The following is a 20,127-nucleotide window of genomic DNA, read 5'->3' as shown; positions in this document are numbered from 1 at the left end:
ACCGCCCGCACGCCGGGCGGGTTTAAAAAGGTTACCTTATGTCCGAGCAGTTTCTCTATTTCTTGCAGCAGATGTTTAACGGCGTCACGCTGGGGAGCACCTACGCGCTGATTGCTATCGGTTATACGATGGTGTACGGCATTATCGGCATGATCAACTTCGCTCATGGCGAGGTGTATATGATCGGCAGCTACGTCTCTTTTATGATCATCGCCGCGCTAATGATGATGGGAATAGACACCAGTTGGCTCCTGGTGGCCGCCGGATTTATCGGCGCGATTATTATTGCCAGCGCCTACGGCTGGAGTATCGAGCGAGTCGCTTACCGGCCCGTGCGCAACTCCAAACGCCTGATCGCCCTGATTTCCGCCATCGGGATGTCCATCTTTCTGCAAAACTACGTCAGCCTGACGGAAGGTTCGCGCGACGTGGCGTTACCCAGCCTGTTTAACGGCCAGTGGATTGTGGGCAGCAGCGAAAACTTTTCCGCGTCCATCACCACCATGCAGGCGGTTATCTGGATAGTCACCTTTCTGGCTATGCTGGCGCTCACCATTTTCATTCGCTACTCCCGGATGGGCCGCGCCTGCCGCGCCTGCGCGGAGGATCTGAAAATGGCCAGCCTGCTCGGCATTAATACCGACCGCGTCATTGCGCTAACGTTTGTTATCGGCGCGGCAATGGCGGCGGTGGCGGGCGTGCTGCTCGGTCAGTTCTATGGCGTAATTAACCCCTACATCGGTTTTATGGCCGGGATGAAAGCATTCACCGCGGCGGTGCTGGGCGGTATTGGCAGCATTCCGGGCGCGATGATCGGCGGTCTGATTTTGGGCGTCGCCGAAGCGCTCTCGTCTGCATATTTAAGTACCGAATATAAAGATGTCGTATCGTTCGCTCTGCTGATTCTGGTACTGCTGGTGATGCCGACCGGTATCCTGGGGCGTCCGGAGGTAGAGAAAGTATGAAACCGATGCATATTGCGATGGCTCTGTTCTCTGCGGCGATGTTCTTCGTTCTGGCTGGCGTCTTCATGGGCGTACAACTGGAGCTGGACGGCACCAAACTGGTGGTGGATACCGCCGCCGACATTCGCTGGCAGTGGATCTTTATCGGTACGGCAGTGGTTTTTTTCTTTCAGTTGCTGCGTCCGATGTTCCAGAAAGCGGTGAAGCACGTCTCCGGACCGAAGTTTATTCTGCCGGCGATCGATGGCTCTACCGTTAAGCAAAAGCTGTTTCTGATGGCGCTGCTGGTTATCGCCGTGGCGTGGCCGTTTATGGTGTCGCGCGGTAGCGTCGATATCGCCACCATGACCATGATTTATATCATCCTCGGTCTGGGGCTGAACGTGGTGGTGGGGCTGTCCGGTTTGCTGGTATTGGGCTACGGCGGCTTTTACGCCATCGGCGCTTATACCTTTGCGCTGCTCAACCACTATTATGGTTTGGGTTTCTGGACCTGCCTGCCGCTGGCGGGACTGGTCTCCGCCGCCGCCGGTTTCCTGCTCGGCTTCCCCGTACTGCGCCTGCGCGGCGACTATCTGGCGATTGTGACGCTCGGCTTCGGCGAAATCGTCCGTATCCTGTTGCTCAACAACACTGAAATTACCGGCGGCCCGAACGGTATCAGCCAGATCCCCAAACCGACGCTGTTTGGTCTGGAGTTTAGCCGCAGTACCCGCGAAGGCGGCTGGGATACCTTCAGCAATTTCTTTGGCGTGAAGTACGACCCATCCGACCGGGTCATTTTCCTTTATCTGGTGGCCCTGTTGCTGGTGGTCCTGTCGCTGTTTGTCATTAACCGCCTGCTGCGTATGCCGCTGGGCCGGGCGTGGGAAGCGTTGCGTGAAGATGAGATCGCCTGTCGCTCATTAGGTTTAAGCCCGACGCGCATCAAGCTGACCGCTTTTACTATCAGCGCCGCGTTTGCCGGTTTCGCCGGGACGTTGTTTGCCGCCCGCCAGGGCTTTGTCAGCCCGGAATCCTTCACTTTCGCCGAATCCGCCTTCGTGCTGGCGATTGTGGTGCTGGGCGGAATGGGCTCGCAGTTTGCGGTGATCCTGGCGGCGGTTCTGCTGGTGGTGTCGCGCGAGTTGATGCGCGACTTCAACGAATACAGCATGTTGATGCTCGGCGGTTTGATGGTGTTGATGATGATCTGGCGCCCGCAGGGATTGCTGCCGATGACGCGTCCGCAGTTGAAGCTGAAAAGTGGTCAGGCGAAAGGAGAGCAGGCATGAGTCAGCCATTATTAGCGGTTAACGGCCTGATGATGCGCTTTGGCGGTTTGCTGGCGGTCAACAATGTATCGCTGGAATTGCGTGAGCGGGAAATTGTGTCGCTGATTGGCCCTAACGGCGCGGGTAAAACGACGGTGTTTAACTGCCTGACCGGTTTCTATAAGCCGACAGGCGGTACGATCACGTTGCGCGAGCGGCATCTGGAAGGGTTGCCGGGCCAGCAGATCGCCCGCATGGGCGTGGTACGCACTTTCCAGCATGTGCGCCTGTTTCGCGAAATGACGGTGATTGAAAACCTGCTGGTGGCGCAGCACCAGCAACTGAAAACGGGCCTCTTTTCCGGCCTGTTGAAAACGCCCGCTTTCCGCCGCGCGCAAAGCGAAGCGCTGGACCGCGCGGCGACCTGGCTTGAGCGTATTGGCCTGCTGGAACATGCCAACCGCCAGGCCAGTAATCTGGCCTACGGCGACCAGCGCCGGCTGGAGATTGCCCGCTGCATGGTGACGCAGCCAGAAATTCTGATGCTCGACGAACCGGCGGCCGGCCTTAACCCGAAAGAGACCAAAGAGCTGGATGAGCTGATTGCCGAACTACGTAACCATCACAACACTACTATCTTGCTGATTGAACACGATATGAAGCTGGTGATGGGCATTTCCGATCGCATTTACGTGGTGAATCAGGGCACGCCGCTGGCGAACGGCACGCCGGAAGAGGTTCGCAACAACCCGGACGTCATCCGCGCTTATCTGGGTGAGGCATAAGATGGAAAAAACGATGTTAACGTTTGAAAAAGTTAGCGCCCACTACGGCAAGATTCAGGCGCTGCACGACGTCAGTCTGCACATCAACCAGGGGGAAATCGTTACCCTGATTGGCGCTAACGGCGCGGGGAAAACGACGCTGCTTGGCACCTTGTGCGGCGATCCGCGCGCCTCCAGCGGACGGGTGGTGTTTGACGGTAAAGACATCACCGACTGGCAGACGGCGAAAATCATGCGTGAAGCGGTGGCGATAGTGCCGGAAGGGCGGCGCGTCTTCTCGCGGATGACGGTGGAAGAGAACCTGGCGATGGGCGGTTTTTTTGCCGAGCGCGATCGGTTTCAGGAGCGTATCAAATGGGTGTACGAGCTGTTTCCGCGCCTGCATGAACGCCGTATCCAGCGAGCGGGCACCATGTCCGGCGGTGAACAGCAGATGCTGGCGATTGGCCGCGCGCTGATGAGCCAGCCGAGGCTATTGCTGCTGGATGAACCGTCGCTGGGGCTGGCGCCGATCATCATCCAGCAGATCTTCGACACCATTGAGCAGTTGCGCGAGCAGGGTATGACCATCTTCCTTGTCGAGCAGAACGCCAACCAGGCGCTGAAGCTCGCCGACCGCGGTTATGTGCTGGAAAACGGCCACGTGGTGCTATCCGATACCGGTGATGCACTGCTGGCGAACGAAGCGGTGCGCAGCGCCTATCTGGGCGGATAAGGCGCAGTTTACAGCTGCCATCTGGCAAACGCGCCCGGTGGCGCTACCGCTTACCGGACCTGGCGGATTACTTGGCATTCGGCAAATCAGTAGAACATTTTTCGTACCAATATGTTATAGTTGAGAATAGTTATCAACTATAACCACCGAAGAAGGAGCAAGGATGATACGTTCAGGCGTCTGCATAATGGGAACGCTGTTGTTCGCGGCTTCGTTCAGTGTTAACGCCTTAACCTCAAACGATTTTGATCCCCGCGATCCTGCTATCTGGCAAGAAGAAACCGCAACGCCTTATCCACTGGCCGCAACGACCTGCGAAGTGCGTCATCATCCGGATTGTGCAACGTGGGAGGATGAAAAATCCGACATTCAGCGTGAACGTGAGCGGCGAGATCAGCGGCGCTTACAAAATCTGTACAAAAAGTATTCTCATCGTGATTAACTGCTGACGCCAGCCAAATAACGCATGTCTGGTCAGCATTACGCTGTCAGACGTGCCGTAGCTCCCACTTTTCTTTTCCGGCGCTTTCACTGCCTTGCCATCTCTCTGTCGCCTTACTATCTTTTTTTTGTAATAAAAAAGTTATTTTTCTGTCATTCGAGCATGTCATGTTACCCCCGCGAACATAAAACGCGTGATATCGCGCATCCCGGCACAAAAAGAGAGATAACCGATGATATCGTTACGACATACAGCTTTAGGACTGGCGCTGAGTCTGGCATTTACGGGTCAGGCGTTGGCCGTCACCACTATTCCATTCTGGCATTCAATGGAAGGGGAGTTAGGCAAAGAAGTTGATTCACTGGCGCAACGTTTCAACCAGGCCAATCCGGATTACAAAATCGTTCCGGTCTATAAGGGGAACTATGAACAGAACCTGAGCGCCGGGATCGCGGCATTCCGTACCGGCAACGCGCCGGCAATATTGCAGGTTTATGAGGTTGGGACAGCGACCATGATGGCCTCGAAAGCCATTAAGCCGGTTTATGAAGTGTTTAAAGACGCCGGTATTAACTTTGACGAGTCCCAGTTTGTGCCAACCGTTGCAGGCTACTACACCGATGCTAAAAGCGGGCATCTGCTCTCCCAGCCCTTTAACAGCTCCACGCCGGTACTGTACTACAACAAAGACGCCTTTAAGAAAGCCGGTTTAGATCCGGAACAGCCGCCGAAAACCTGGCAGGAGCTGGCTGACTATACTGAGAAACTGAGAGCGGCAGGCATGAAATGCGGTTACGCCAGCGGCTGGCAAGGTTGGATCCAACTGGAAAACTTCAGCGCCTGGAACGGTCTCCCCTTCGCCAGTAAAAACAATGGTTTTGACGGTACAGATGCGGTGCTGGAGTTTAATAAGCCAGAGCAGGTGAAACATATCGCGCTGCTGGAAGAGATGAATAAGAAAGGCGATTTTAGCTATGTTGGGCGTAAGGACGAGTCTACCGAGAAGTTTTATAACGGTGACTGCGCGATGACAACCGCGTCCTCCGGCTCGCTCGCCAATATCCGCCAGTATGCCAAATTTAACTATGGCGTGGGTATGATGCCGTACGACGCTGATATCAAGGGCGCGCCGCAAAACGCCATTATCGGCGGAGCCAGCCTATGGGTCATGCAGGGTAAAGATAAAGAAACCTATACCGGCGTCGCCAAATTCCTCGACTTCCTGGCAAAACCGGAAAACGCTGCTGAATGGCATCAAAAAACCGGCTACCTGCCGATTACCACCGCCGCCTACGAGCTGACCCGCGAGCAGGGTTATTACGATAAAAACCCCGGTGCGGATATCGCCACTCGCCAGATGTTGAATAAGCCGCCGTTACCCTTCACCAAAGGCTTGCGTCTGGGCAATATGCCGCAGATTCGTACTATCGTGGACGAAGAGCTGGAAAGCGTCTGGACCGGGAAGAAAACCCCACAACAGGCGTTGGATACCGCAGTGGATCGCGGGAATCAGTTACTGCGTCGTTTTGAGAAAGCGAGCAAATCTTAAGTGTATAAGTGCCTGATGGCGCTGCGCTTATCAGGCCTACAGCGTTTGTAGGCCGGATAAGGTGCTTGCACCGCCATCCGGCACCTTCCAGGAAAAGAACCTTCATGTCATCATCCCGTCCGGTGTTCCGCTCGCGTTGGCTGCCGTATTTACTGGTTGCCCCGCAGTTGGTTATCACCGTTATTTTCTTTATCTGGCCTGCGGGCGAAGCGCTGTGGTATTCGCTGCAAAGCGTCGATCCGTTTGGTTTTTCCAGCCAATTTGTCGGGCTGGAGAATTTTGTCGCGCTTTTTCACGACAGTTATTATCTCGACGCCTTCTGGACGACGATTAAATTCAGCGCGCTGGTCACGTTTAGCGGCCTGCTGGTCTCGTTGTTTTTCGCCGCCCTGGTGGATTACGTGGTGCGCGGCAGCCGTTTTTATCAGACGCTGATGCTGCTGCCTTATGCCGTCGCGCCCGCCGTCGCCGCCGTATTGTGGATTTTCCTGTTTAACCCGGGGCGGGGATTAATCACCCATTTCCTCGGCGAATTCGGCTATAACTGGAACCACGCGCAAAACAGCGGTCAGGCGATGTTCCTGGTGGTATTTGCGTCAGTCTGGAAGCAGATTAGTTACAACTTTTTATTCTTCTTTGCCGCGCTGCAATCCATTCCCCGCTCGCTGGTGGAAGCGGCGGCCATTGACGGCGCCGGGCCGATTCGTCGTTTCTTCCGGCTTTCTTTGCCGCTTATTGCGCCGGTCAGTTTCTTCCTGCTGGTGGTCAACCTGGTGTATGCCTTTTTCGACACCTTCCCGGTGATCGACGCCGCGACCGCCGGCGGGCCGGTACAAGCCACCACGACGCTGATTTATAAGATTTATCGCGAAGGGTTTACCGGCCTGGATCTCTCGGCGTCCGCCGCGCAGTCGGTGGTGTTGATGTTCCTCGTCATCATTCTGACGGTGGTGCAGTTCCGCTATGTGGAAAGTAAGGTGCGTTACCAATGATAGAGAATCGTCGCGGGCTGACAATATTCAGCCATACCATGTTGATTCTGGGGATCGCGGTCATTTTGTTTCCGCTGTATGTCGCGTTTGTCGCGGCGACGCTGGACGACCGTGCGGTGTTTGAGACGCCGATGACGCTGCTTCCCGGCACGCAGTTACTGGAGAATATCAAAACTATTTGGGTCAACGGCGTCGGTGTTAATAGCGCGCCATTCTGGCTGATGATGCTTAACAGTTTCATTATGGCGTTCAGCATTACGGTAGGCAAAATCACGGTATCTATGCTTTCCGCATTCGCCATCGTCTGGTTTCGTTTTCCCCTGCGTAACCTGTTCTTCTGGATGATTTTTATCACCCTGATGCTGCCGGTTGAAGTGCGTATCTTCCCGACGGTGGAAGTGATCGCCAACCTGAAAATGCTCGACAGCTATGCCGGTCTGACGCTACCGCTGATGGCGTCCGCTACCGCCACTTTCCTGTTTCGTCAGTTCTTCATGACGCTTCCGGATGAACTGGTGGAGGCGGCCCGTATTGACGGCGCGTCGCCGATGCGCTTTTTCCGCGACATCGTGTTGCCGCTGTCAAAAACCAACCTGGCGGCGTTATTCGTCATCACCTTTATCTACGGCTGGAACCAGTATCTGTGGCCGCTGTTGATTATCACCGACGTGAATCTTGGCACTGCCGTAGCGGGTATCAAAGGGATGATCGCCACTGGCGAAGGTACCACGCAATGGAACCAGGTGATGGCGGCAATGCTGCTCACCCTTATCCCTCCGGTCGTAATTGTGTTAGCCATGCAACGGGCGTTTGTGCGTGGTTTAGTGGACAGTGAGAAATAAAAATGGCTGGTTTAAAACTACAGGCAGTAACCAAAAGCTGGGACGGCAAAACCCAGGTCATTCAACCGTTAACGCTGGACGTGGCGGATGGCGAATTTATCGTGATGGTCGGGCCGTCCGGCTGCGGCAAATCAACGTTGTTGCGGATGGTGGCCGGTCTGGAACGCGTGACCAGCGGCGATATCTGGATTGATCGCAAACGTGTCACCGAGATGGAGCCCAAAGATCGCGGCATCGCGATGGTATTTCAGAACTATGCTCTCTATCCCCATATGAGCGTAGAGGAGAACATGGCGTGGGGGCTGAAAATTCGCGGTATGAGTAAAGCGCATATTGAAGAACGCGTGCGGGAGGCGGCGCGCATTCTGGAGCTGGACGGCCTGCTTAAACGCCGTCCACGCGAGCTTTCCGGCGGTCAACGGCAGCGCGTGGCAATGGGGCGCGCGATCGTCCGCGAGCCGGCAGTCTTTTTATTCGACGAACCGCTTTCTAACCTCGACGCCAAGCTGCGCGTGCAGATGCGTCTGGAGTTACAACATCTGCATCGTCGTCTTCGTACCACCTCGCTCTATGTTACTCACGATCAGGTAGAGGCGATGACGCTGGCCCAGCGGGTGATGGTGATGAATAAAGGCGTCGCAGAACAGATTGGCACGCCGGTAGAGGTATATGAAAAACCGGCCAGTCGCTTCGTGGCGAGCTTTATTGGCAGCCCGGCGATGAACCTGTTGGACGGCGTTATCAGCGCTTCCGGCGACCGTTTCGAATTGCCTGGCGGTCTGGCGTTGCCGATTGGTGCGGGCTATCGGGGTCATGCCGGACGTAAAATGACGCTGGGTATCCGCCCGGAGCATATTGCGTTAAGCTCGCAGGCGGAAGGCGGCGTGCCGCTAACGGTAGACACGCTGGAGATTCTGGGCGCGGATAATCTGGCGCATGGGCGCTGGGGCGATCAGAAACTGGTGGTGCGGTTGGCGCATCAGCAGCGCCCGGCGGCGGGCAGTACGCTATGGCTGCATCTGCCGGAACATCAGCGGCATCTTTTTGATGGCGAAACAGGACAACGCGTATGAGTAACTGGCCTTATCCCCACATTGTCGCCCATCGCGGCGGCGGTAAACTGGCGCCGGAAAACACTCTGGCGGCGATTGACGTGGGCGCGCGATACGGGCACACCATGATTGAGTTTGATGCCAAGCTGTCGAAAGACGGCGAAATTTTCCTGCTGCATGACGATAACCTGGAGCGCACCAGCAATGGTTGGGGCGTGGCGGGCGAGTTGAACTGGCAGGATTTATTGCGTGTGGACGCTGGCGGTTGGTTTAGCGGCGAATTTAAAGGCGAGCCGCTGCCGCTGCTCTCGCAGGTGGCGGAGCGCTGCCGTAAACACGGCATGATGGCGAATATTGAGATCAAACCGACAACGGGGAGCGGAAGGCTAACAGGACGCGTCGTGGCGTTGGCCGCCCGCGAACTGTGGGCCGGGATGACGCCGCCGCTGCTTTCCTCCTTTGAGATAGAGGCGCTGGAAGCGGCGCAGGCGGCAGCACCTGAACTGCCGCGCGGGTTACTGCTGGATAAATGGCGTGAAGACTGGCGTGAACTGACGACCCGTCTGGGCTGTGTTTCCCTCCATCTCAACCATAAATTACTCGATGAGACGCGAGTACAAGAGATTAAGTCCGCGGGTCTGCGGATTCTGGTGTATACCGTCAATCAGCCCCAGCGGGCGGCAGAGCTGCTGCGCTGGGGCGTGGATTGTATCTGCACCGATCGTATTGATGACATCGGCCCTCACTTTCAGTTTTAAGGGCTGTCAGTTTTAAGGGCTGATGGTTTTCAGCGGGATGTCAGGCTGCGGCGTTCCGCTGTCCTGCTGCAACATTGGCTGGGAATGGTTTAGCATCCGGTCCGGATTTCCGCTGCCGCTGAGCATTCCGCCCTGCGTATTGGGCAGCGTTTGCTGGCCGAGCATACCGTTGCCCGGCTGTCCCTGCTGAACCCGCTGCGTATTGGCATTCAACTGCGACTGTAGATTTTGCTGCTGGCTGCGCGCCTGCGTTTGCATCTGTTGTTTCAACATACCCTGCTGCTGAATCTGCTGCGTTTGCATCTGCGTCTGCATACGCTGCTGGCTGGGAATCTTATAACCTGGCTGATTAGGATTATTCATAGTGTTAATTGGCTGGGCCAATACAGCAAAGGGTAACAAAGCCGTAATAAGTAGTAAGCGTTTCATTGTCGTCTCCTCCCGATGAGGCCTCTTTTTAAGTGTACCTCTATTTCGCCATGATGATGATTTTTTAAGCGTTGTGGACCAGGATTAAACGGGACATACACCCATTTATCTGGAGAAAAACAACGATGAAACCAACGTTTATGCGCTGGGTGGCGATCGCCGCTCTGCTGGCCGGGGGGACGTTTAGCGCGGTGGCCAATCCTCCCGTCGCGCCGCCAGTCTCCTATGGTGTTGAAGAAGATGTCTTTCATCCTGTGCGGGCGACGCAAGGGATGGTGGCCTCGGTGGATGCAATTGCGACGCAGGTTGGCGTGGATATCTTAAAGCAGGGCGGTAATGCCGTGGATGCCGCCGTCGCCGTGGGCTATGCGCTGGCTGTCACGCATCCGCAAGCCGGGAATCTGGGCGGCGGAGGATTTATGCTGCTGCGCACTAAAGATGGCGCTACCACGGCGATCGATTTTCGTGAAATGGCGCCTGCTGGCGCGACCCGTGATATGTTCCTCGACGATCAGGGTAACGCCGATGCGAAAAAGTCGCTGACGTCGCATCTGGCATCCGGTACGCCGGGTACCGTGGCGGGGTTCTCGCTGGCGCTGGAGAAATACGGCACGATGCCGCTGAATAAAGTGGTGCGTCCGGCGATGAAGCTGGCGGAAGAGGGTTTTGTGGTTAACGATGCGCTGGCCGACGACTTAAAAACTTACGGCAGCGAAGTGATCCCCAACCATGAGAACAGCAAAGCCATTTTCTGGAAAGACGGCGAGCCGCTGAAAAAAGGCGATAAGCTGGTCCAGAAGAATCTGGCGAAAAGCCTGGAAATGATTGCCGAAAACGGCCCGGATGCGTTTTATAAAGGGGTGATTGCTGACCAGATTGCCGGAGAAATGCAGAAGAACGGCGGTCTGATGACCAAAGAGGATTTAGCCAGCTATAAAGCCGTTGAGCGTACGCCAATCAGCGGTGACTATCGCGGGTATCAGGTCTTCTCCATGCCGCCGCCATCCTCGGGCGGTATTCACATCGTACAGATCCTGAATATCCTCGAAAACTTCGACATGAAGAAGTACGGCTTTGGCAGCGCCGATGCCATGCAAATCATGGCGGAAGCGGAAAAATACGCCTACGCTGACCGCTCAGAGTATCTGGGCGATCCGGACTTTGTGAAAGTGCCGTGGCAGGCGCTGACCCACAAAGCCTATGCGAAAACGCTGGCCGATCAAATTGATATCAACAAGGCCAAACCTTCCAGCCAGATAAAACCGGGCAAGCTCGCCCCGTATGAAAGCAACCAGACCACCCACTTCTCGGTGGTGGATAAAGACGGCAATGCCGTGGCGGTGACCTATACCCTGAACACCACCTTCGGCACAGGAATTGTGGCGGGAAATACCGGTATTCTGCTGAATAATCAAATGGATGATTTTTCTGCTAAACCCGGTGTACCTAATGTTTATGGCCTGGTGGGCGGCGATGCTAACGCGGTCGGTCCGAAGAAGCGTCCGCTGTCGTCGATGTCGCCGACTATCGTCGTTAAAGAGGGCAAAACCTGGCTGGTGACCGGCAGCCCTGGCGGGAGTCGAATCATCACTACCGTGCTGCAAATGGTAGTGAACAGCATTGATTTTGGCATGAACGTCGCCGAAGCGACCAACGCGCCGCGTTTCCATCATCAATGGTTGCCGGACGAACTGCGGGTAGAAAAGGGCTTCAGCCCCGATACGCTGAAGTTGCTGGAACAGAAAGGGCAGAAAGTTGCGCTGAAAGAAGCGATGGGCAGCACCCAAAGTATTATGGTTGGACCGGATGGCGAACTGTACGGTGCGTCTGACCCGCGTTCGGTGGATGATTTAACGGCGGGATACTGATTTTTAATTCCAGGCCCGGTGTCAGACACCGGGCTATTTGCAGATTATGCCGTGAGTAATCGGGCTGGATTATCAATACAAAGCTTGCGCAGAGTATCGTTGTCTACTCCGCGAGCAGCCAGATAGGCGAGGAAGACATTCGGGACAAACCCCCAGCCATTTCCGCCATTTTTCGCCCACATCTGTTTGAGAAAAACATCATGGCTTAAAACGATTTGGTCGGCGTAACCCAGTGCAATCAGATTCGCTACTGCATCTGCGGTCTCCTGAACGCCCGGCGCGACACCTTCTTTTGGAAAGGTGATGTCCAGACCAATCATGTCAAATTCAAGCCATACGCCGCGGTCGAGCATTTTACGTTGATAGACGACATCTTTTCCTGAAGGGTCCGAATGCGCCAGCGAGACTTTTGCCGGAGAGACGTTCATTTCTTCCAGCACAATATCCAGCACCTCATCACCCAGTCGCAGCCACCCTGGCATATGGATATTCATCGCCGTGTGGGGGTTGTTACATTGTGCCAGAGACGCTGCCCGCAGGCTGTTACGCTCCGCTTGGGTAAACGCGGGAGATACGCCGATTTCACCGATCATGCCAGCGCGAATATCCGTCTCGCCAATACCCTGATTCAGTTCTTTATCAATGAGTGAGGCTAACAGCTCAACAGGTTTATGGATCCGGGTGCTTTCAAATTTCTCCAGATAAGGCCCGGATGACGCGACGATATTCAAACCCGTTTTTAAGGCAACTTCTCGCAGCGCTGAGGCATCCCGCCCAATGGATTCAGAACCGGTGGCGTCGACAATCGTCCTGCCGCCTAAAGCCATAAAGTTATTGATTTCGAAGATAACATCATCAATCTCTTTGCGGTCCATGTTATCGGCGCAGCAGTATGGGTCGTGTTTCAGCCCCCACTGCAGGTCAGCACTGACTTTCTTTCCCACCAGTTGCTGTGAAAAAGCATAATGTGGCTCGTCTACGACCGAAGACAGATCGTTAAACAGATGTTCATGCGGTAGCGTCAGCCCCATATCCGTATGCGCCACCGGGCCTGTTACGGTTTGCAGGAAACCTTTCATTCTGACACCTCCATTCTTTGCGCCATTTTGGATGCTCTGTATTCAGGGATGGTGGTCACAATCGCACCGACTAACGCGAACAGCGTACCGATGATGGTGACCAGGTAGACCGTATTGCCTAATGAAGGGATCAATTCATCAATTAGCACTGAGCCAAGCAGTTGGCCTGCTGTTGACGCTACGCCCAGCATCAATAGCCCTAAGCCTCTCACCAGAATCGCCATTAGCCCGATGGACAGCAGACCCAGCGGACCACCGAGATACATCCACCATGTATCGGGTAACTGGATGGTGACATGGCCTAATGCGATACGTATCGCCAGCGCCGCGCCCAGGACACAAAAGCCGACGATGAAGTTCCATGTAATGGACACCAGCATGGAGCCCGTTGCCTCGGCGACTTTAGCATTCCCCGCAGGCTGCCAGCCAGCGAGTAACCCTGCCAAAAAGGGGAGGATAGCGAGCAGGATAAACGAGGTTGAGTGCCACTGTGGCGACACGACAAAAATGGTGGCGATAACGGCGAACAATGCGCCAGTAATGCGCCATGGCGTAAAATATTTCTTCTCCTCCACACCGATGCCAAAACGGTCGCACAGCAGGCCGGAAAGAAGCAGAGCGGAAATTAATGCCGTTTGAAAGGTGGCAACGCCCAGCGCGCTGGCAGATGCGCCTTCAGAAAATACGACCATCGCCCCGCATAATCCTGCAAACCAATTCCATAGCGGGATTTTTCTCTTTTTAATCAGAGTAGGGATTGAGGCGAATTGCTGGCGTGTTTCTTTGCGCGCAATAATAATAAAAAACATGACGACCAGACCGCTGGCAAACGAGATTACTGCGCAAGCATTACCGTCTTGTAACCAATGTCCTAACTGCCCATTAACGGCAGACTGCATCGGGGAAAGCATACCGGCTAAGATGGTGGCAAGCATCAGTAAGGGGGTTGAGTACTTATTCTTGTTCATACATCAATCCTTATATTTTATAAAAGGAGTAACTTTCGTTACTCCATTGTTTTTTATTTTCTGGCGATGAATTGAAGCGTGTTGACCCACAGGTCGGTATAAAATAGCCATGACATAAACTGCTGGGTTCCCCAGTGTGGGGAGCAGTCGCTCATAAAACAGGCGGTTTTACCCTGTTGGTATTCACCGAACACTAACAATGGGTCATTATTTATTGTTAATACGACATCGGCATCGTCTCTGGCGACGGCCTGGTTATATCCAAGAAATACCGGATAATCTGAGAACCCGTTAACAACAGGATGTTCAGGTGAGACAGCCTCAGCACAGATACCCTCTGGCTTTTCTACCCGGTCATCGCCATCAAGCATAATAACTGGTAGAACCTCAGCAAGAACGGTGTTCTTATAATTGGCTTTTGCCTCAATACCCATGAACGACAGATAGCCGCCAATCATGAGTAGTCCACCGCCATTTTTGACGTACTCTTTAATGGATTCCAGAGCGTTTGGCTTTATTTTTAGCTGATAGAAGGTTTCATTTTGTAGCAGGAAGGTATTACTACCAATGTCGCTAATAACAATCACATCGTAACGATTTAATTCGTCAATACTCTCTGGAAAGGCAATTTGTACTGTGTGGGCAGGCATGTAATCAATATCAACGCCGCCTTTCCTCAGACATTCCAGTAACCATGTAGCGCCTTCTTCATATTTACTGGAGGTGAAACTGTCATAACCTTTTGAATGAATCATATGAATATGCCAGGATTCTCCAATAAAGAGCACCTTTAGTTTTTTCTGCGTATTGTTCATAGTCTGCTCCTTGATTTAGTGAGTAGAGATAGTTTGTTTGTAATGTGAACCCTGAATACGATGAAGAACGGAGTCGTTTTCCGGCATATCAGAGGCATTAGGCGTTTCAACCGCAAGTGAGGCAAATGCGCTGGCGTAGCACAATGCGGATGCCAGTGACTTTCCTTTTGCAAGACCAGATGCGAGGGCGCCATTGAAAGCGTCACCCGCTCCCGCAGTATTTTTTACAACTGCCGGAAATGCCGGGGAATAGATGAATTGTGTGCCATCATAAGCAAGCGAACCTTTGCTACCTAACGTAATAATGGTATTTTTGACGCCTTTCTGGTGAATAATTTTGGCCGCGCATTTGGCTGATTCGATATCATTAACCGCCATATTGGCCAGCAGGCCTGCTTCCGTTTCATTTGGCGTAATATAGTCAATGTTATCAATGATGGTGTTAACCATGTCATTGTATGGCGCTGGATTGATAATGACCGGTATGTCATTTTTTTGTGCGAGACGAATTGTTTGCTGCAGCGCTTCGTAATTCGTCTCCAGTTGGACAAGAACAATATCTGAATGAACAATGGCTTCTTTCTGAATGGTGATTTCATCAGGGGAAATTGTCATGTTGGCGCCAGGGTAGATAGCGATGACGTTATCTCCGGTATCTCCATTCACCATGATAGTTGCTGTACCTGTTTGTGTTTCTTTGGTCTGGTAGATAACACTTTTATGGATTTTTGATGAGTTTATAAAATTAATGGCGTAATCACTAAAATGATCTGAGCCGACTTTAGTAATAAAATGCACATCAGAGTCGGCATAGCTTGCTGCTAATGCCTGATTACATCCCTTACCGCCGGGTGAAAAAATAAATTTATCGGCCAGCAATGATTCTCCCGTTGAGGGTAATCTCGGTAGATAACTGATGATATCAACATTGAACGAGCCAATAACACATACATTATTTTTCATGGCAGAGAGACCTTTTTTTATTTTCTGCGCTGATTCATATTTTTCCAGCACATAAGCAATTTCATTTTTTGCGACGTTATCAAGAGAATCAAGGGTAATAAATGCACCACCATGACAGCGAGTAAGATATCCCTGTCCGGCAAGTTCATTGAGATCTGAACGAATAGTTTCCTTTGTTACCTTGAGACTTTTCGCCAGATTTGAAACTTTTACAACTCCCGAAATACTGAGTTCCTTCAATATTCTATGATGGCGTTCAAATTTCATTTTTTACCTCACCGTGGTTAAATTAGTCCCGGGAGGAGTATATTGTTGTGATTGTCACCATAAAGTGATGGCAGAAACCAAAAAAAAACAAAAATGTAATATTAATATTGCTAAAATTACGGAAAAACGGTGATAAAGCTTAAAGTGGCAATAACCATGAAATCCAGATGGTTATTGTTTTGATATAGGGGAAGTAGGTTGCAATAACTGGAATGTGATGAAGGTTTGTGACGTTTCGCCCCACAGGGTGGGGCGGGGAAGCGCTATTTCACGCGCGCCATAAAGTACGCATCAACGTACTCACCGTTGCGCAGGCCGTATTTCTTACCGGTGCCTTCGATTTCAAAGCCGTACTTCTTATACACCGCCACGGCGGGCTCGTTATCAACAAACACCGTTAACTCGATACGCTCGACGCGCAGCCAGTTGTCGCACATGTCGATCATCGTGCGGATCAGCGCGCTGGCAATGCCGCGATTGTGCCACCGGGCATCCACGCAGATACCAAAATCGGCCACGTGGCTGCGGCGGGGACGTTGGGTGACCTGAATAGAAAGATGGCCAACGACAATATCGTCAATGCAGGCAACCAGTTGTTTAACCCCGGCTTGCTCGGTTAGCCGCGCCTGCCACATTTCGAGGGAAGGATGAGGAACCTGTAGCGTGTTGTGGTACACCTCCGGCTGGGCGTGGATCTGACGAATGGCGTCGTAATCTTTCGGTTCAGCGTGGCGTATCACTATTTCACTCATTCCTTATCTCCTGCAGGGGTAATTGTGTATTTACACTCGCTGAGAAAGAAAATTCCGTCAACCGCATTTTTTTGCAAAAAGAAGTAGACAAGTGCGAATGAGAATGATTATTATTGCCTTGCATTCAGGGGAACCCCTACGGAGAACCTGAAAGCACGACATTGCTCACATTGCTTCCAGTATTATTTTAGCCAGCTTTTGCTGGCTTTTTTTTTGGGTTTTGTTTCAGCCTGGCTTACTTGTCATTTTGTCCCCGGGAAGTGCTCGTGCTCCTCACGTACATTTAGTACGCTCCGGGCCCTGCGCGCTTGCCGTGAACAAACTGACCGCGACGCCGACGGCTGATCTTGAGGCATCTGCTTTTGTAGGCCCGAAAAGGCTTCTCCGCATCCGGCAAAGAATCCAACATTCAGTCTCCTCACGCTTTGCGCTATGGTGTAAACAATCATCTTCAAAAGGATCGTCTCATGACCTTACACTGCGCATTTATTGGATTCGGCAAAAGCACCACCCGTTACCATCTCCCCTACGTTCTGAATCGTAAAGATACCTGGCATGTCGCGCATATTTTCCGTCGTCACGCTAAACCGGAAGAGCAGGCGCCGCAGTATTCACATATTCACTTCACCAGCGATCTGGATGAGGTGTTGGGCGATCCGCAGGTAAAGCTGGTGATCGTCTGTACGCATGCTGACAGCCATTTCGAATACGCTAAACGCGTGCTGGAAGCGGGTAAAAGCGTGCTGGTTGAGAAACCTTTCACGCCGACGCTGGCGGAGGCAAAAGTGTTGTTCGACCTGGCGCGAAGCAAAGGACTGACCGTCACGCCGTATCAGAATCGGCGTTTTGATTCCTGTTTTCTCACTGCTAAAAAAGCGATTGAGAGCGGGAAACTGGGCAAGATTGTCGAAATTGAAAGCCATTTCGATTATTACCGCCCGGTAGCAGAAACCAAACCGGGCCTGCCGCAGGACGGCGCATTCTATGGACTTGGCGTCCACACCATGGATCAAATTATTTCGCTATTTGGCCGCCCGGATCATGTCGCGTATGACATTCGTAGCCTGCGTAATAAAGCGAACCCGGATGACACCTTTGAAGCGCAACTGTTTTATGGCGATTTGAAGGCTATCGTTAAAACCAGCCATCTGGTGAAAATCGACTATCCGAAGTTTATTGTTCACGGCACCAAAGGTTCGTTTGTGAAATACGGTATCGATCAACAAGAAACCAGCCTGAAAGCGAACATTATGCCCGGTGAACCCGGTTTCGCCGCTGACGAATCCGTCGGCGTGCTGGAATATGTTAACGATGACGGTGTTACGGTGAAAGAAGAGGTGAAACCGGAAACGGGTGACTATGGTCGTGTTTATGATGCGCTGTACCAGACGTTGACCGTCGGTACGCCTAATTACGTCAAGGAATCTGAAGTTCTTACCAATCTGGAAATCCTCGAACGTGCTTTCGAACAGGCATCGCCTGCGACGATAACCCTCGCTAAATAGCCCTTACAGACTCCTCTGCGCTTATTCATATTTTTTGAACAGAGGAGTCAATTTTCACCCTCTATGATCCCGGACGGAATGAGTCCACACTTATTCCATCGAAAACATCTGGGGGTGAACACAATGATCTACTTACGCAAAGCAAACGACCGCGGTCATGCGAATCATGGCTGGCTTGACTCCTGGCATACCTTTTCTTTTGCCGATTATTACGATCCGAACTTTATGGGGTTCTCGGCGCTGCGTGTGATTAACGACGATGTGATCGACGCAGGCCAGGGGTTCGGCACGCATCCGCATAAAGACATGGAAATTTTGACCTATGTGCTGGAAGGCGCCGTAGAACACCAGGATAGTATGGGCAATAAAGAACAGGTTCCGGCAGGTGAATTCCAGATTATGAGCGCCGGGACCGGCGTTCGCCACTCCGAGTACAACCCGAGCAAAACGGATCGTCTGCGGCTGTACCAGATCTGGATCATTCCGCAAGAAACCGGCATCACGCCGCGCTACGAACAGCGTCGCTTCGACGCCGCGCAGGGCAAGCAACTGGTGCTTTCGCCAGATGCTCGCGATGGTTCGCTGAAGGTCCACCAGGATATGGAGCTGTACCGCTGGGCGCTGCTCAAAGATGAGCAGTCGGTGCATCAGATTGCCGCTGAGCGCCGCGTCTGGATCCAGGTGGTAAAAGGTAACGTGACCATTAACGGTACTAAAGCCACCACCAGCGATGGTCTGGCGATTTGGGATGAGCAGGCAATCTCGATTCATGCCGACAGCGACAGTGAAGTGTTGTTGTTTGACTTGCCGCCAGTCTAAAAATACACGTCATCCTTCAAGCCGCATCTGTGTTGGCTTTCCTCGCTCACCCCGGTCGCGTACTTAATGTACGCTCCCGGGGATTCACTGCGTCGCCGCCTTGATGCAACTCGAATGATTTTGTGTATTTCTCACAATAAAAAAACGACTTTTTTCTCTGCGAAGGTTCACGCACGTCCGTGGTAAACTGGGCAAATCTATCCCTTTTATACCTTTCAGGACGATGAAAAAGAAAAGACCCGTACTTCAGGATGTGGCCGACCGTGTGGGCGTGACCAAAATGACGGTCAGCCGTTTTTTGCGTAATCCGGAGCAGGTCTCCGTCGCGCTGCGGGGTAAAATTGCGGCTGCGCTTGATGAGCTCGGGTACATTCCTAATCGCGCGCCTGACATTCTTTCCAACGCCACCAGCCGCGCCATTGGCGTTCTGCTGCCGTCTTTAACCAACCAGGTCTTTGCGGAAGTGTTACGCGGCATTGAGGCTGTCACCGACGCGCATGGTTATCAAACCATGCTGGCGCACTACGGCTATAAACCGGAGATGGAGCAGGAGCGCCTGGAATCGATGCTCTCCTGGAATATCGACGGCCTGATCCTCACTGAGCGTACCCATACGCCGCGCACCTTAAAAATGATCGAAGTCGCCGGGATTCCGGTGGTGGAACTGATGGACAGCCAGTCGCCGTGTCTCGATATTGCCGTTGGTTTTGACAACTTCGAGGCCGCCCGTCAGATGACCGCCGCGATTATCGCGCGCGGTCATCGTCATATCGCCTATCTGGGGGCGCGCCTCGACGAACGTACTATCATCAAGCAGAAGGGCTATGAACAGGCGATGCGGGACGCAGGCCTGGTTCCTTACAGTGTGATGATGGAGCAATCTTCATCCTACTCTTCCGGTATCGAACTCATGCGCCAGGCGCGACGTGAATACCCACAGCTTGACGGTATTTTTTGCACCAACGATGACCTGGCGGTGGGGGCGGCCTTCGAATGCCAGCGCCTGGGGCTAAAAATCCCGGACGACATGGCGATCGCCGGGTTCCACGGTCATGACATCGGCCAGGTGATGGAACCGCGTCTGGCAAGCGTCCTGACGCCGCGCGAGCGAATGGGCAGCATTGGCGCGGAACGTCTGTTAGCCCGCATTCGCGGCGAAACGGTCACGCCGAAAATGTTAGATTTAGGTTTCACCTTGTCACCGGGCGGATCTATTTAGTCTGACAACTTTGAAGTAGCTCACACTTATTCACTTTTGGCACGAATGGTCATTGCGTCGTGAATGGTGCGGTTGGACAATGTTACCGAT

Annotated in this window: 20 protein-coding genes; 14 read left to right on the top strand and 6 right to left on the bottom strand. The window is 53.0% G+C overall.

Going from position 1 to position 20,127, the window contains the following annotated elements:
- Positions 1-38 precede the first annotated feature (38 nt).
- The 10 genes from livH (at position 39) to ugpQ (ending at position 9,353) form a co-directional block, all read left to right on the top strand.
- Positions 39-965: a high-affinity branched-chain amino acid ABC transporter permease LivH gene (gene livH / locus NAZ64_RS09890; RefSeq protein ID WP_000003007.1), complete on the top strand. Its 927-nt coding sequence runs from the start codon at positions 39-41 to the stop codon at positions 963-965.
- Positions 962-2,239, top strand: a complete 1,278-nt coding sequence (gene livM / locus NAZ64_RS09885) for a branched chain amino acid ABC transporter permease LivM (RefSeq protein ID WP_000803766.1) — start codon at positions 962-964, stop codon at positions 2,237-2,239. Before livH ends, livM begins: the two co-directional genes overlap by 4 nt.
- On the top strand, positions 2,236-3,003 hold the full coding sequence (gene livG, locus NAZ64_RS09880) for a high-affinity branched-chain amino acid ABC transporter ATP-binding protein LivG (RefSeq protein WP_024797726.1): 768 nt from the start codon (positions 2,236-2,238) through the stop codon (positions 3,001-3,003). Before livM ends, livG begins: the two co-directional genes overlap by 4 nt.
- A gap of 1 nt (position 3,004) precedes the next feature.
- On the top strand, positions 3,005-3,718 hold the full coding sequence (gene livF, locus NAZ64_RS09875) for a high-affinity branched-chain amino acid ABC transporter ATP-binding protein LivF (RefSeq protein ID WP_000416114.1): 714 nt from the start codon (positions 3,005-3,007) through the stop codon (positions 3,716-3,718).
- Positions 3,719-3,881: 163 nt separating this feature from the next.
- Positions 3,882-4,160: a hypothetical protein gene (locus NAZ64_RS09870; RefSeq protein WP_076935785.1), complete on the top strand. Its 279-nt coding sequence runs from the start codon at positions 3,882-3,884 to the stop codon at positions 4,158-4,160.
- A gap of 232 nt (positions 4,161-4,392) precedes the next feature.
- Positions 4,393-5,709: a sn-glycerol-3-phosphate ABC transporter substrate-binding protein UgpB gene (ugpB, locus tag NAZ64_RS09865; protein ID WP_483640922.1), complete on the top strand. Its 1,317-nt coding sequence runs from the start codon at positions 4,393-4,395 to the stop codon at positions 5,707-5,709.
- Between the two features lie 104 nt (positions 5,710-5,813).
- Complete coding sequence (ugpA, locus tag NAZ64_RS09860) at positions 5,814-6,701, top strand: sn-glycerol-3-phosphate ABC transporter permease UgpA (protein WP_000099306.1); 888 nt, start codon at positions 5,814-5,816, stop codon at positions 6,699-6,701.
- Positions 6,698-7,543 (top strand): sn-glycerol-3-phosphate ABC transporter permease UgpE, encoded by an 846-nt coding sequence (gene ugpE, locus NAZ64_RS09855; RefSeq protein WP_000572196.1) that lies wholly within the window; start codon positions 6,698-6,700, stop codon positions 7,541-7,543. The genes ugpA and ugpE overlap by 4 nt, the downstream gene beginning before the upstream one ends.
- A 2-nt stretch (positions 7,544-7,545) precedes the next feature.
- Positions 7,546-8,616, top strand: a complete 1,071-nt coding sequence (locus tag NAZ64_RS09850; protein WP_000907842.1) for a sn-glycerol-3-phosphate import ATP-binding protein UgpC — start codon at positions 7,546-7,548, stop codon at positions 8,614-8,616.
- A complete protein-coding gene (ugpQ, locus tag NAZ64_RS09845; protein ID WP_220569589.1) occupies positions 8,613-9,353 on the top strand; it encodes a glycerophosphodiester phosphodiesterase in 741 nt (246 codons plus the stop codon). The genes NAZ64_RS09850 and ugpQ overlap by 4 nt, the downstream gene beginning before the upstream one ends.
- A gap of 12 nt (positions 9,354-9,365) precedes the next feature.
- On the opposite strand, the gene NAZ64_RS09840 is transcribed toward ugpQ, so the two are convergent.
- Positions 9,366-9,782, bottom strand: a complete 417-nt coding sequence (locus NAZ64_RS09840) for a DUF2756 family protein (RefSeq protein ID WP_023224168.1) — start codon at positions 9,780-9,782, stop codon at positions 9,366-9,368.
- A gap of 125 nt (positions 9,783-9,907) precedes the next feature.
- On the opposite strand from NAZ64_RS09840, the gene ggt reads away from it, so the two are divergent.
- Positions 9,908-11,650, top strand: a complete 1,743-nt coding sequence (gene ggt / locus NAZ64_RS09835; RefSeq protein WP_411022288.1) for a gamma-glutamyltransferase — start codon at positions 9,908-9,910, stop codon at positions 11,648-11,650.
- Between the two features lie 44 nt (positions 11,651-11,694).
- Here ggt and NAZ64_RS09830 read toward each other — a convergent pair whose 3' ends face one another.
- The 5 genes from NAZ64_RS09830 to yhhY all read right to left on the bottom strand — a co-directional run bounded on the left by NAZ64_RS09830 (position 11,695) and on the right by yhhY (position 16,494).
- Positions 11,695-12,729, bottom strand: coding sequence for a phosphotriesterase family protein (locus tag NAZ64_RS09830; RefSeq protein ID WP_000675705.1), 1,035 nt, complete (start codon positions 12,727-12,729; stop codon positions 11,695-11,697).
- Positions 12,726-13,697 carry a DMT family transporter gene (locus NAZ64_RS09825; RefSeq protein ID WP_001038949.1) on the bottom strand — a complete coding sequence of 324 codons (972 nt, stop codon included), beginning with the start codon at positions 13,695-13,697 and terminating at the stop codon, positions 12,726-12,728. Before NAZ64_RS09825 ends, NAZ64_RS09830 begins: the two co-directional genes overlap by 4 nt.
- Positions 13,698-13,750: 53 nt before the next feature.
- The gene (locus NAZ64_RS09820; RefSeq protein ID WP_220569590.1) at positions 13,751-14,512 is read right to left on the bottom strand and encodes a glutamine amidotransferase; all 762 of its coding nucleotides are present in this window, start codon (positions 14,510-14,512) and stop codon (positions 13,751-13,753) included.
- A 15-nt stretch (positions 14,513-14,527) separates the two neighbouring features.
- Complete coding sequence (locus NAZ64_RS09815) at positions 14,528-15,742, bottom strand: PfkB family carbohydrate kinase (protein ID WP_000667440.1); 1,215 nt, start codon at positions 15,740-15,742, stop codon at positions 14,528-14,530.
- A 263-nt stretch (positions 15,743-16,005) separates the two neighbouring features.
- On the bottom strand, positions 16,006-16,494 hold the full coding sequence (yhhY, locus tag NAZ64_RS09810; RefSeq protein ID WP_001290279.1) for an N-acetyltransferase: 489 nt from the start codon (positions 16,492-16,494) through the stop codon (positions 16,006-16,008).
- Between the two features lie 467 nt (positions 16,495-16,961).
- Between yhhY and NAZ64_RS09805 the strand changes: the two genes are divergently transcribed.
- The 3 genes from NAZ64_RS09805 to gntR all read left to right on the top strand — a co-directional run bounded on the left by NAZ64_RS09805 (position 16,962) and on the right by gntR (position 20,037).
- On the top strand, positions 16,962-17,999 hold the full coding sequence (locus NAZ64_RS09805; RefSeq protein WP_220569591.1) for an oxidoreductase: 1,038 nt from the start codon (positions 16,962-16,964) through the stop codon (positions 17,997-17,999).
- Between the two features lie 123 nt (positions 18,000-18,122).
- A complete protein-coding gene (locus tag NAZ64_RS09800; RefSeq protein ID WP_000639789.1) occupies positions 18,123-18,818 on the top strand; it encodes a pirin family protein in 696 nt (231 codons plus the stop codon).
- 223 nt (positions 18,819-19,041) lie between these two features.
- Entirely contained in the window at positions 19,042-20,037 is a 996-nt protein-coding gene (gene gntR, locus NAZ64_RS09795; RefSeq protein ID WP_000730239.1) for a gluconate operon transcriptional repressor GntR, read from the top strand.
- Positions 20,038-20,127 lie beyond the last annotated feature (90 nt).

The sequence above is a fragment of the Salmonella sp. A1325 genome (genome assembly GCF_056991255.1).
This window is presented reverse-complemented; position numbering and strand designations above follow the sequence as displayed.